Here is a 12,891-nt window from a genome sequence, read left to right as displayed (position 1 = left end):
GCTCTCCAAGGTGTCCGCGCCCTAGTACCGGACACCAAGGAGAAGCCCGCCATGGCTGGCGAGACCACGAACAACAACGAGATTCTCATCCCTCAGCTCAGCCGCCTGTGGCTGGCCCCGGTCGGGACCGTCGCCCCGGCCGACGCCACGGTGGCCATGCCCGCAGGGTGGTACACGGTCGGCCTGTTCACCGAGGACAGCCTGAAGTTCAACTCTGAGCCGAACTTCGAACAGGTCCGTTCCGCCCAGTCCTCGTACCCCACCCGAACTTTCCAAACGACCGACGCGGCGACCGTCGAGGTGGACCTGCAGCAGTGGTCCGGCCGGAACTTCCGGGCGGTGTACGGCGGCGGCCGAATCACGGCCGTGACGCCTTCCGGGGGCGGTCCGAAGCATTTCAAGTTCGCCCCGCCCCGCATCGGGGGCCGTACTGAAATCGCCGGGTGCATCGAGGTCATCGACGGCGGCAAGCACTACCGGTACATCATCCCCCGCACGATGCAGATGGAAGGCGTCTCCAAGGACCTCGCCAAGACCAAGGAATCGGTGCTGCCGCTGCGCCTAGCCGTCCAAGGCGGCGACGACACGGATCCCTGGTACGTGCTGACGGACGACCCGGCGTTCCAGCCCCCGGCGCCCACCATCAGCACCGTGACGCCGAGCACCGGCCCGATCGCTGGAGGCACCGTCGTCACGATCGTCGGTACCGACCTCGACAGTGCGACCACCGTGTCCTTCGGCGGTACCAACGGCACCGAGCTGACGGTGGAGAGCGACACCGAGCTGACCGTCACCACCCCGGCCAGCACCAGCGGAGCCAAGGACGTCGTCGTCACGACCGCGGGCGGCAGCATCACCAAGACCGGCGGCTTCACCTACGCGTGACCCAGGCCTGCGGCCGCCCCTCTCCGCCCTCACGAGGCAGGGGGGCCGCACGCCGCGACACAAGCCGCGCAGCGCTGCCACTGTCCGCGCGCTGCCGAAACCGGCACCCAGCTACGCACTCACGAAGAGGTCACGCACATGTCGTCGCACGTCATCGACCTGACCGCCGAACGGCGCGAGGTTCAGTTCCCTCACGGGATTCCGGTCAAGCTCACCGACCACCACGAGGTCGTGTTCCCCGCCGAGTTGCCCGCGGCGGCGCTCGACCCGATCCTGTCCGACGAGCTGGACCTGGTCGGGCTCCTGGCCGACGTCATCAACTCCAGCGACGGCGACGCTGGGATCAAGGAAGTCGTCAACGCCCTGTTCCGCCGCCCGAGCCTGCCGCGGAAGTTCCTCGAGGCGATCCGTGAGACGTACGCGATCCTCCTCGAGGACCAGCACCAGGAGTTCCTCAACGCGAAGCCGTCCGTACCCGACTACGTCCGGCTGACGACCGGCCTGGCCCGCGTCTACGGGGTCGAGTTGGGAAAGCTCTTTCGGTCGGCCGACTCCTCCGAGAGCGATTCTCAGACCTCGAAGCCGACCTCTCCCGCTACCACGGAATCGACGCCCGACGCGTCTGGCTTCGTCCCGGACAACCCGGATTCCTCGGACTCCGCCGGCTGATCTCCCTCGTCGACGGTCTGCCAGACGACTCCCGGGTCCGTTCAGCCCCACTCGGTGGCTGGACCAAGGTCCTCGAGCTCCTGGCGCTCGCTGTCGAGGAGATCGGGCTCCTGGCCGCAGACAAGCGGCGTGAGGAGCCGACCACCATCGTTCGCCCGCCGCGCTCCGGCACCACGACGCGCAGCAGCCCCGGCACACCGCCCCGGCCGCAGCACTCCGTCCCGGAACCGCAGGCACCCCGCATGAGCGGCCACCGCCAGATGCTCGCCGCCGCCACGCAGAGAGGAATGGTCCGACGTGGCTGAGGGCCTGCAGGCCGGCCGCCTCGACGTGCCGGTCGTCGCCGACCTTTCGGGGTTCGCTGAACGGCTGCGCACGGCCGTCGAGACGGCCGCCGAAGGGCTGGCCGCCAAGATCAAGGTCGAGGTCGACTCCAAGGGCCTGAAACGACGGCTCAAGGAAGCGGTCAAGGAGGCGTCCAAGGGCGTCACCGCGAAGATCCGCATCGAGATCGACGAGGAGCGGTTCCGCACCACCCTCGACGGCATCCGGCGCCGCATCGACGACACCGACCTGAACATCCCCGTCCGCCCAGACGGGGACGGCGACAGCGGCCGCGGCGGCGGTCTCCTCGCCCGTCTCCGCGGACTCATCGCCGGCGCCCAGGGCGAGGCTGACCGCAACCCGGTCAACGTCCCCGTCAACATGCGGATGCCGGGCGGCGGCCGCAGGCTGCGGATGCTCGGCATCGGCGCCATCGTCTCCCTACTCCAGCCCGCGGTCGCACTCATCGGCCAGTACGGCGCCGGTCTGACCGCGCTCGTCTCCGCGGCCGCGCCCGCCGTCGGTGTCCTCGGTGCGATCCCGGGCCTGATCGCCGCGGCGGGCACTGCCGCGATCGGTACGAAGATCGCGTTCTCCGGGTTCGGGGAGGCGCTCAAGCAGCAGAGCGCCGCCCAGAAGATGCTCGCCGCGGACGGCAAGGTCACCGAGGCGCAGCAGAAGAAGCTCAAGGCGGCACTGGACAAGCTCTCGCCGTCGGCCCGCGACGCGGTCAAGGCCGTCGGCTCCCTGCAAGGGGCGTGGAGCAAGGTCCGCATGTCGGTCAGCGACCGGCTTTTCTCCAAGGTCGCCGACGACATCAAGCCCCTGGCAAAAACGGTCTTCCCGCTCCTGGAGGACGCCCTCGGCGACTCCGCCGAGCAGATGGGCGACCTGGCGCAGCGCGGCGCCAAGGCCATGCAGACCGGCCCGTTCCGCAAGGACTTCAAGACGATCGCGGCCACGAACCGCACCGTCATCGGGCACCTGACGGACGGCCTGGCCAACATGGGTTCGGCCACCAAGGACTTCCTCGTGGCCAGCGGCCCGTTCGTCGAGCGCGTCGCCCAGGGCGGCGAGCGGATGACCCAGTGGTTCCGCGCGAGCGTGAAGGCTGGCCGGGAGACCGGCAGCCTCGCCAAGTTCCTCGACCATGCAGGGGACAAGGCCTCGCAGCTCGGCCGAACCACCGTCAGCCTGATCAAGGGCCTCGGCGGTGTCGGCAAGGCCGCGATGGACACCGGCAACGCGCTGCTCGACGGCCTCGAGGGCAGCATGCTCCGGTTCCAGCGCTGGACCAACTCCGGCGCCGGCCAGAAGGCGATGAAGCAGTTTTTCTCAGACGCTGCTCCCGCCTTCCACGAGGTCAACCTGCTGTTCGGCGACCTGATGCGCGGACTGGGCAGGTCCATGAAGGACGGCGGGATCACCGACCTCGTACGGCAGATCCGCACCGAACTGATGCCCGCGCTGGGAACGTTCTTCAATGCCCTCGGCCAGACCGTCGGTCCAGCGATCATCAGCGTCATCTCGAACATCGCCACGGCGATCGGGAACTTGGCCGCGGCCGGTAGTGGGCTCGGTGTACTGCTGGTGGCCTTCTCCGGTCTCCTGGAGGTCTTCAACACGCTGATGGGCATCATCCCGGGTGCGAACACCGTTCTGGCCACGTTCCTGGGCACGATGCTCGCCCTCAAGGTGATCAGCGGCGTCGCTGGAATGCTGCGGGGCTTCGGTACCTCCGTCTCGGCCGCGGGGACCTCCGTGCGCGGGCTCGGAACCACGATGCGCGGCAGTCTTGGTCCCGGCGTCATCGGCCCGCAGATCACCATGTGGCAGCGGATGGGACTCGCCTACTCGGGTGCTGCGGCACAAGGGAACCGCTTCACCGGCGCCATGCGCGGGATTGGCGCGGCCAACCGGGTCGCCTCCCGCGCGATCGGCGGTATCACCTCGGCCTTGGGCGGCCCTCTCGGTATTGCGCTTGCTGGCGTCACCATCGGTCTCGGCCTGCTCGCCTCCCGGCAGGAGGAGGCGGCCCGCGCCACCCAGGCTCACAAGGATCGGGTGCAGTCCCTGACGGACGCCCTGGTCGCCTCCGGCGGTGCGATCGATGCCAACGTCCGGGCTCAGGCCGCGCAGCTCCTGCAGGACACGGAGCTCGCCGACGGCAAGGGCAAGTTGGTCGACATGATGCGCAAGGCGGGAGTCAGCCTCGGGGATCTGACGAACGCCTACCTCGGGCAGGGCACCACCCTCGGGGAGCTGCAGAAGCAGCTCCAGCAGACCGCCGACGATCACGAGAAGTGGATCACCACTGCGCAGGGCGCGGCAAAGGGATGGGACGACGAGGGCCTCGCAGCGATCCGCGCGAAGGACGCCCTCGGCACCGTGAAGGGCGAGCTCGACGACGCGGCGAAGAAGCACAAGGAACTCGCCAACGCCATCAACAACTCCGGCACCACCGGTAACTCCGCGTACGACCGTCTCGGCGCCGCCGTGCAGACGTTCGGCGACAAGACGAAGTCCGCGGACGAGCGGGTCGACGCCCTCAAGCGGGCACTGGACGCCCTCAACGGGAACACGCAGTCGTTCCACGACGCAGAAGCCCAACTCAACGCGGTGATGCTCCAGATCGACGACACGATGAAGGGGAACATCCAGCGGGCCGATGGCTGGGGCAAGGCCCTCGTCGGAAACGACCACCTGGTCAAGACCTCGACGAGGAACGGCCAGACCCTCAACACCCAGCTCACGGAACTGCGCGACGGCATGCTGGCCGTGGCCACCCGAGCGAAGGAAGCCGGGGAACAGGGTCTGATGCCCATGTCCGACGCGATGGACCAGGGCCAGGAAGCGATGGAGAAGGCCCGCGCGAAGGCCATCCAACTCGCTACGGACATGGGCATTCCGAAGGCGGAGGCCAAGGCTCTCGCCGATCAGATGGGGTTCGTCCCGGACACCATCACCACCCTCGTCACCGCCCAGGGCATCCCAGAGGCGACGGCCGAGATCCTCAGCCTGCGCAGCAAACTCGAGAGCATCAAGCCGGGCAAGTCGATCACGATCACGGCTCCTACCACGGCGGCCCGTCAGCAGCTCGAGGCCCTCGGCTTCACCGTGCAGCGCGTCCCCGGGAGCAAGAAGGTCACGGTCACCGCTCCGACCGGCGGCGCGCGGGTGAACATCGCCGCCCTGGCCGAGGACATCGCCAACGCGCCGGACAAGAAGAAGGTCACCGTCCAGGCGATCATCCAGAAGGCAGCCGGCGACCTCAAGAGCGTGCAGGACAAGGTCGCGGGTCTACCCAAGGGCAAGTCCATCGACGTCAAGGCCCCGACGAAGACCGCCCAGCAGGCGTTGAAGGATCTCGGATACAAGATCGAGAACGTCGACAAGGGCGGCAAGACGGTAAAGATCACCGCGCCGAACGCCACGCCGCTCGCCCAAGTCCAGCGGATCCAGGACAAGATCAACGGTCTCACTGGGCGGACCGTTCATGTCACCGTCCAGTACAGCGAATCCGGAAAGCCGTCCGTGGTCCGCACACATGCCGACGGCGGGATCGTCCACTACGCCAACGGCGGCATCCGCGCGGCCACCAACCGGATCAAGGCGTTCACGGCCGGTGCCGAACGGCACATCGCACAGATCGGAAAGCCGGGTGAAATACGCATATGGAATGAGCCGGAGACTCAAGGGGAGGCTTACCTCCCTTTGGCGCCCAGCAAGCGCAAGCGCAGCAAGGCAATCCTCGAGAAGGTCGCGGAGATGTTCGGTGGCCAGGTCGTGTACTTCGCCCAGGGCGCCCTCCGCCAGTACGCGTCCGGTGCCGTCCGCACCTCGACCCAAGCCACTGCCCGCACCAGGTCGAGCATCGCGCCGGCCGCGGCCGGCGCGCTCGTCGGCGGAGACCTGAACCTGACCATGACCGGTGCGCCAATGTCGCCGGGCGACGCCCTGAACGACGCCCTGTTCGAACTGCGCCGTATCCGACGAGGAGGCGCGCATGCCACTCCGTGAGGGCGAATGGAACCTCTCCTACAGCGCCAACGGGGTTCACCCGGGCGCGAACTTCACCTTCGGCACGGTCGCGTCCGGCTACTACCTGCTGGAGCCGTACGAGATCACCTATGCCGACGTCGACGCCGGGGACACTCCCATGCCCCACGAGGATGGGGCTCGGTTCGGTGAGGACTTCCGCGGCCAGGCCACGATCACGTTCGAGGTCGGCGTCGACACGGTGGACGATGCCCCAACGCTGCTCGGCCGCCATGACGCCAACCTCGACGCCGTTTCCGTGATGGGCCAGGCATGGGACGGCAAGGCGGTCCGCAAGAGGATGGCGACGCCCGCGGTGCTGCGGACCACGCAGGGTGGCCGGCCGCGCCGCTTCTACGGGCGCCCCCGCAAGTTCGCGCCTGCCTCGTCCAAGCTCACCAGGCAGGGCTACACACCCGTCGCGTGCACCTTCGCCTGCGTCGACTCCACGGCGTACGACGACACCGAGCAGACCATCCCTGTCCACCTCAACCCGCCCCCGCACCGCGGGCTCGTAGGACCATTGACGACGCCTCTGACGATGACCGGCGCGGGAGCAACCAAGATCCCCGGAGAGGTCGTCATCGGAGGCCAGCGACCCACCTGGCCCGTGATCCGGATCTATGGGCCGATCAGCAATCCGGCATGCGAGGTGGTCGGGAGCTGGAAGGCCGCGTTCACCGACCTGACGCTCGCCGCGGGGCAGTACGTGACCATCGACCCTCGGCCGTGGGTGCGAACTGTGCTCCGCAACAGCGGCGCCTCCGCGGCGGGGACCCTAACCAGGTCGTCACCGCGGCTGGCGGACATGCTCCTGCCGGTCGGCCGACATGACTTCGTCCTACGCGGCACGGACACAACCGGCCTGTCCTACATGACGGTGGCCTGGCGCGACGCCTACCCCTACTTGTGACCGGGGCCCCGGCAGGACGCGACGTTAAGCCCTGCCTGGATCCAGCCTCCGCACCCCAGTAACAGCAGCGGAGGGAAGACAGTCATGCCGTGGGATTCCGTGCCCTGGTTCACCGAAGGCGGCGCCGAGCACAGCTCCGAGGTGGCCCGGCTCCTGGCGTACGCCGCGTTCGCCGGTGCCGAGGGCATCATCGGCAACTCTGATCTGCAGGTGAGGGCCCTGAGTACCCCGGGCTCCTCTGTCCAGGTCACAACCGGGGCCTGCGCCATCCTCAACCGGGCCGCGGGCGCCGCGTATCAGGCTTACGCCGCGCGGCTCCCCAGCGCCGACACGGTGAACGTCGCCGCCACCGGGGCCAGCGGGCGCAGTGACCTGGTCATCGCTCGCATCGAGAACCCCTACAGCTTCGGCGAGACGTGGAATCAGCCGGCAGACCCGGCGGTCGGGCCGTACGTCTTCACTCGGATCGTCTCCGGCGTCCCGAACACCACCAAGCGGGTCAAGCAGGTCCGCCCTGGGGACTCGGCGATCACCCTGGCCCGGATCGACATTCCCGCGAACACGTCCACGATCACCCAGAGCATGATCAAGGACCTCCGGGAGATGGCGAACCCCCGCCGGCGGCGGGTTGTTCGCGCACTCCGAGGCACCTGGGAAACCCCCGACGAAGTGGGCAACACCAGGTACCCGAGCTGGGAGGAGTTCCCCAACGGCGCCCGCTGGGACATCGAGGTGCCCGAGTGGGCCACCAGGGCGACGATCATTGCGACCTGGGCAGGACTCGACCAGCGCAACGCCAAGGACTCGTACGGCCACCTCCGGGCCGTTCTGGGGTCCCAAGCCACGGCCATCACGAACTTCAACTGTGACTGGGTCGGCAGCGCCCAGCGGTTCACGTTCATCGGCGGAGGCGACATCAGCATCCCGTCCTCCATGCGCGGCAACGTGTACGACCTTGTGCTCCAGGGCTGCGGCGCTCAGGACACCAGCCTTGGCACCGGCGTACTTGAGGCAGACGGCGGCGCCTCGGTCTTCGCGGACATCGAGTTCGTCGAGGACCCGACGGAGGACGCGATCTGATGGAGGGGTGGCGGTTCATCGCTCAGCGTGCCCTCAGCGAGGACATCGTCGACTGGGAGGTTCCGTTTGCCCTGACGTCGAATCCCAAGCGGGATCTTTCCGGGCCGGGCGCCATGACGGGGACCATCACCCCCGAGTATTCACGCATGATCGGCTCGGACGGGCTGCCGATCCTGCAGGAGTGGGGCACCAAGCTCTATCTGGAGATCGACGGGCACATCCGATGGGGTGGCATCGTCACGAAAACGTCGTTCGACGGGCCCCAATTCACCGTGGCCTGCGAGGGATTCAGCAGCTACCCACACGGCATCCCGTACGAGAGCTACATCATCTCGGGGAAGAAGATCACCCCCAAGGATCCGTACGCAGGCAAGGACAAGAATCACGACGGCTGGGTCGACGGGCAGAAGGGCAAGAAGAAGGTCCCACCCCCGCCAAAGCCGTACGGCGGGCCCCGGATCGACATGTTCGACGGCTTCCGGCACGTCTGGAACCACGTCCAGAGCAAACCCGGCGGCGACATCGGCCTCGTCATCGACAGCCACGACCTCGGCGAGCTGCTCGGCACCTCTGACGGCGAAGACCCGTGGGAACTCGCCTGGTGGGACAACCCCGACTGTGGCCAGGTCCTCGACAACCTGACTGCGCAGACCCCGTTCGACTGGATCGAGACCCACGAGTGGGCGAACTCGACGAGCAACACCATCACCCACCGCATCCGGCTGGGGAAGCCCCGCCTCGGCCGCAAGCGCACCGACTTGCGGTTCATGGACGGCGAGAACATCGCCGCCATCGCCAAGCCCGAGGGGATGGGCGACGACTACGCCAACGAAGCCATCGTCCTGGGCAAGGGCGAGGGCAAGAAGATGAAGCGGGCGCAGGTCTACCGCCCGAGGACGGACGGGCGCCTGCGCCGGGTAGCCACGGTCACCGACAAGACCCTGGCGTCCGACAAATCGCTGCGCACCCGCGGGGAGAAGGAGCTCGCCGGCCGGACCGCGAACCTGCAGATCCCCGCCATCCAGATTTGGAACCACCCGAACGCCCGCTTCGGCTCGTGGTCCCTGGGCGACGACATCCGCGTCCAGGTGCACGTCCCATGGGTCGGCGACGTCGACGTGTGGCACCGCATCATCGGCGACGAGATCAGCGCGGACGGCCGCTGCACCCTCACCTTGAGGCGCTCGGACTCCTTCCACTACTGAGCACGCGACGTTAGTCATGGCCGCCGTTCACCATCCGCGGCCATGGCGAACTTCCTCGACGATCAGACCGATGCGAAGCGCCTGGCGCAGTTGCTCGATGACTACGACCGGCGCCTAAAGGCGCTGGAGCGGACCACCCAGGCCAGTTACACGAGCATCGAGGGCGGCTCCCTCGACATCTACGACGACGAGGGCGTCCTCAAGGGCAGCGTCGGCGTGCAGCCCGATGGCGGTGTCGCTCTGGTCCCGGTTAACACCACCCCGCCCCCGACGCCGACCGCCCCGACTGTCGAGGCCGTACTCGCCGGCCTCCTCGTCGGCTGGGACGGGCTATGGGATGACGCCTACACCACCCCCACGGACTTCTCCCTCGTCCAAGTCCACGTCGGCACGACCGCGGAGTTCACGCCAGACCTGACCACGCATGTCGCCACCATCACAGCCCCGCTCGGTGGCACGGTGACGATCGCCATCGAGGGCTACAGCACCGTGTGGGTACGCCTGGTCGGCCAGAACACCGGCTCCCTCACCGGCCCCCCATCGGTTGCCGTACAAGGCCAGCCCCGGCAGGCCGTGCCCCAAGACCTGGTCGACGGCATCGTGACCGAGGTCAAGCTCGCCCAGGGCGCCGTGACCGCCGCGAAGATCGCTCTGGGAGCTGTTGGCACCACCGCGCTCGCCGACGGCGCGGTCCTCGCCGAGAAGCTGGCCGCGAACTCCGTCACCCAGGCTGCGCTCGCCGCGGGCGCGGTCACGCTGAACGCGCTCGGTGGGCCACTTGGCGACAGCGCCACCCAGCGGTACGTCGACCTATTCCGTGACCCCGCCGCTTGGCAACAGCTTTCCAGCGCTGGCGGTGCCACCTGGCAGATCGCCCTGGACCCCACCGGAACCCCCTCAGGCGGAGGGCTGCTCACCGCAACCGGCGATGTGCACCTCGCGGGTGGAGCTTTGGTCTCTCAGGACGCGGACACCCTGTACCGGGTCATGATCCGTGTACGGGCAACCGCACAGGACAGTGCCGGCCCGGCCACGGTGTACCTCGGCGTGGTCGGAGTTGCCGAGGACGGCGTGACACTCGTCAACCGAGCCGGTGCCGCAGCCACAACGACACAGCACTACTGCGCCAGCAACGGCGGCACACTCAGCGTCAGCGACGGCTGGAAGGTGTACGTCGGCTATATCCAGGGGCACGCCGTCGTAGGTGCCACAGCCCCGGCCGGGCCGAACACCGACCCTCGGCTGCCCGGCAGCACACACGCGAACGTGCGGTTCCTGCGGCCAACGGCCTGGCTCAACTTCGGCCGGTCCACGGCTGCCGTGATGGAGGTCGACGCCTTCGTCATCGAGTCCCTGCGCACCGGTGTCGTCAACTCCACGAACCTGGTCACGGGTTCCGTCACCGCGGCGGCGATTGCGGCGGACGCAGTGATTGCAGGGAAGATCGCTGCGGACGCAGTCACAGGCCGGGAGATCGCGGCCAACTCGGTGACCGCTGCCGAGATCGCGGCCGGAGCCATTACGACGGAGAAGCTGACCGTCGTTGGCGGCTCCAATATCTTGCCCGATCCCTCCTTCGAGGGCGCCTACAGCACGAACTTGGTGTCTGGGAACGCGAACTTCTCGATCGACACCACGGGCAATGGGTCCGCCAAGTCCCTGAAACTCAACGCGGCCGCCGCATCAGAGACAACACGCTCCCTGAAGATCACCACCATTCCGATCCTGGCCGGCGACCAGCTCTATCTGGCTTTCGACTACCTGACCTCCAGCGACTACACCGCCACCGCCATCGTGAAGTTCTACGCCCGGTGGGAGGACTCCGCCGGCGCCACCCTCGGCTGGGGCGTCGCTCAGGCGTCCACGCCCGTGATCGGAGGAAGCACCTGGAACCGCATCACCAACACAGTCACCGCGCCCGCCAACACCGTGCAGGCGTCCATCTGGACTGAGTCCTTCCAGGCGTCGGTCGGCGCCGTGCGGTTCGACAACGCTGCCGTACGCCCCGTCATAGCCGGGGTGCAGATCGCCGACGGGGCGATCACCACACCCAAACTCCTCGCCGGGGCCGTCACCACCGACAAGCTGACCGCGCTCGCAGTGACCGCCGAGAAGATCGCCGCCCTGGCGGTCACCACGGACAAGCTCGACGCCCTGGCCGTGACGGCGGACAAGATCGCTGCGAACGCCATCACCGCGACCAAGATTGCAGCAGGGGTAATCGACGCCACGCACATCGCCGCCGGTGCGATCACGGCCGAGAAGCTCGACGCCAACGCGATCAACGGAAAGACGATCACCGGCGCGACGATTCAGACTGCAGCCTCCGGCCCGCGCGTCGTGATGAACGCCTCGAACCTCACCGGCTATGGCACGGGCGGGAACAAGATCGGCATTGAACCGAACGACGCCTACCCGTTCATCTACTGGACGTCCGACGACGGTACGAACAAGGCGTTCATCAACGTCTCCGGCTCCTCTGCCGCGGATGCCAATATCGGCGTCAACAGCGGCACGTTCAACGATGCGGGCACCATCTACAGATGGCGGACGTTCTTCGGGAACGACTTCTACACGGCCGAGAGGGTCGTCGCGTCGAATGGTTCCCCCGTGGGTGGCCGCCTGTACCTCAGCAAGGACACGGCCAGTCTGAGCGCCGGCAGCACCGGCGCGGCCACCATCACCGGCGCAAGCATCCGCGCGGCCGGGGTCTTCCGCGCGGACAACATCAGCCTCGGGCAAGTCACGATCAACCCCGTGGCGAACATCCCCACCTCGGTCACCCTGTCCGGAGGCAACATCAAGGGCACGAACTTCCGCGCGTTCGCCACGGTCAACACCACCGTGCCCGGCACGCAGGTGACCGGCGTCGGCGTGTCCTCGGTGTCGTCCTCGGGACTCACGATCTGGGTGACTCGCACCAACACCACGAACACCGTCGTCAACTGGATGATCATCGGAGAGGACTAGCCAATGGCAGCACTGGACGACGAAGTGGAACCCGAGGCCGCGATCATGGTGGCGACCTGCCACACCGCTGGTTGCCCGGCCGAGGGAGAACCGTGCGTCGGCACCTACTACGCCAACGCCGAGCCCCCCATCTACCGGGGGATGTGCATGCCGTGCGGCCAGCCGATCACGGATCTCGTGCCGTACGAGGAGTCTGCAACCCAGTAGGACGGTAGGGGCAGTTACCGCGTCCAGGACACAAGCGCAGCGGCCGTGCACTGTTCGGAACGAGGGGAGCCGCATGCCTACTCAGGCCTCGGCTCCCGCGTACCCCAACCTGACGACCGATGACCGAGGAAGCGCTCATGCAGTGGCTCATCTCTCTGGCGCCTGTCCTCAGCCCACTGTTCGGCATGACGGGCGTGCTGGGCGGGGCCTGGATGGTGTACCGCCAGAACAACCGCCGTACCGAGACCGAAGCGGAGACGGCGGAGGCCACCACGTTCGTGACGTCCGTACAGACGGTGACGAACGGTTTCACCCAGCTCCTCGAGCAGCAGCGCGAGACGAACGCTAAGACGCTGGAGCGGGTGACCACGCTTGAGAACCGCGTCGAGCGCCTGGAGGAAGAACAGAGGCAGTGGAGGCGCTGGAAGGCCGCGGCCGTCGACTACATCCACCAGCTCCGCGCCCTGGTCGTCAAGCTCTACGAGCGCCCCGCCCCGGCCCCGCCACGGGAGATCGCCGAGGACCTGGGCGACGACGCGACGTAAGGCGTCGGCCACACGCACAGTCCGCCCATCACGCAAACCCCGCATGAAGGGCAAC

At 67.7% G+C, this 12,891-nt stretch carries 9 protein-coding genes; all 9 read left to right on the top strand.

The genetic code is table 11. The features are described 5' to 3' along the window. Positions 1-51 precede the first annotated feature (51 nt). The 9 genes from IE325_RS34670 to IE325_RS34630 all read left to right on the top strand — a co-directional run bounded on the left by IE325_RS34670 (position 52) and on the right by IE325_RS34630 (position 12,836). Positions 52-885, top strand: coding sequence for an IPT/TIG domain-containing protein (locus IE325_RS34670; RefSeq protein ID WP_190074097.1), 834 nt, complete (start codon positions 52-54; stop codon positions 883-885). 138 nt (positions 886-1,023) lie between these two features. Further along, positions 1,024-1,554: a hypothetical protein gene (locus IE325_RS34665; RefSeq protein ID WP_190074096.1), complete on the top strand. Its 531-nt coding sequence runs from the start codon at positions 1,024-1,026 to the stop codon at positions 1,552-1,554. 297 nt (positions 1,555-1,851) lie between these two features. Beyond that, positions 1,852-5,898, top strand: coding sequence for a hypothetical protein (locus tag IE325_RS34660; protein ID WP_190074095.1), 4,047 nt, complete (start codon positions 1,852-1,854; stop codon positions 5,896-5,898). Further along, positions 5,885-6,829, top strand: coding sequence for a hypothetical protein (locus tag IE325_RS34655; RefSeq protein ID WP_190074094.1), 945 nt, complete (start codon positions 5,885-5,887; stop codon positions 6,827-6,829). The genes IE325_RS34660 and IE325_RS34655 overlap by 14 nt, the downstream gene beginning before the upstream one ends. Before the next feature lie 84 nt (positions 6,830-6,913). Beyond that, positions 6,914-7,909 (top strand): hypothetical protein, encoded by a 996-nt coding sequence (locus IE325_RS34650; RefSeq protein WP_190074093.1) that lies wholly within the window; start codon positions 6,914-6,916, stop codon positions 7,907-7,909. Further along, the gene (locus IE325_RS34645) at positions 7,909-9,114 is read left to right on the top strand and encodes a hypothetical protein (RefSeq protein WP_190074092.1); all 1,206 of its coding nucleotides are present in this window, start codon (positions 7,909-7,911) and stop codon (positions 9,112-9,114) included. The genes IE325_RS34650 and IE325_RS34645 overlap by 1 nt, the downstream gene beginning before the upstream one ends. 42 nt (positions 9,115-9,156) lie before the next feature. After that, a complete protein-coding gene (locus tag IE325_RS34640) occupies positions 9,157-12,084 on the top strand; it encodes a hypothetical protein (protein WP_190074091.1) in 2,928 nt (975 codons plus the stop codon). A gap of 3 nt (positions 12,085-12,087) precedes the next feature. Next, entirely contained in the window at positions 12,088-12,291 is a 204-nt protein-coding gene (locus tag IE325_RS34635) for a hypothetical protein (protein WP_190074090.1), read from the top strand. 119 nt (positions 12,292-12,410) lie between these two features. Next, positions 12,411-12,836 (top strand): hypothetical protein, encoded by a 426-nt coding sequence (locus tag IE325_RS34630; protein ID WP_190074089.1) that lies wholly within the window; start codon positions 12,411-12,413, stop codon positions 12,834-12,836. Positions 12,837-12,891 lie beyond the last annotated feature (55 nt).

The organism is Streptomyces lanatus, assembly GCF_014655715.1.
Taxonomy (GTDB): Bacteria; Actinomycetota; Actinomycetes; order Streptomycetales; family Streptomycetaceae; genus Streptomyces; species Streptomyces lanatus.
The sequence above is the reverse complement of the archived record's forward strand: the minus strand, read 5'-3'. Positions and strand labels throughout refer to the sequence as shown.

Coding starts and splice junctions, on each gene's coding strand:
- IE325_RS34650 (WP_190074093.1), top strand. CDS start 6,914: ATGCCGTGGGATTCCGTGCCCTGGTTCACCGAAGGCGGCGCCGAGCAC.
- IE325_RS34640 (WP_190074091.1), top strand. CDS start 9,157: ATGGCGAACTTCCTCGACGATCAGACCGATGCGAAGCGCCTGGCGCAG.
- IE325_RS34630 (WP_190074089.1), top strand. CDS start 12,411: ATGACCGAGGAAGCGCTCATGCAGTGGCTCATCTCTCTGGCGCCTGTC.
- IE325_RS34665 (WP_190074096.1), top strand. CDS start 1,024: ATGTCGTCGCACGTCATCGACCTGACCGCCGAACGGCGCGAGGTTCAG.
- IE325_RS34635 (WP_190074090.1), top strand. CDS start 12,088: ATGGCAGCACTGGACGACGAAGTGGAACCCGAGGCCGCGATCATGGTG.
- IE325_RS34655 (WP_190074094.1), top strand. CDS start 5,885: ATGCCACTCCGTGAGGGCGAATGGAACCTCTCCTACAGCGCCAACGGG.
- IE325_RS34670 (WP_190074097.1), top strand. CDS start 52: ATGGCTGGCGAGACCACGAACAACAACGAGATTCTCATCCCTCAGCTC.
- IE325_RS34645 (WP_190074092.1), top strand. CDS start 7,909: ATGGAGGGGTGGCGGTTCATCGCTCAGCGTGCCCTCAGCGAGGACATC.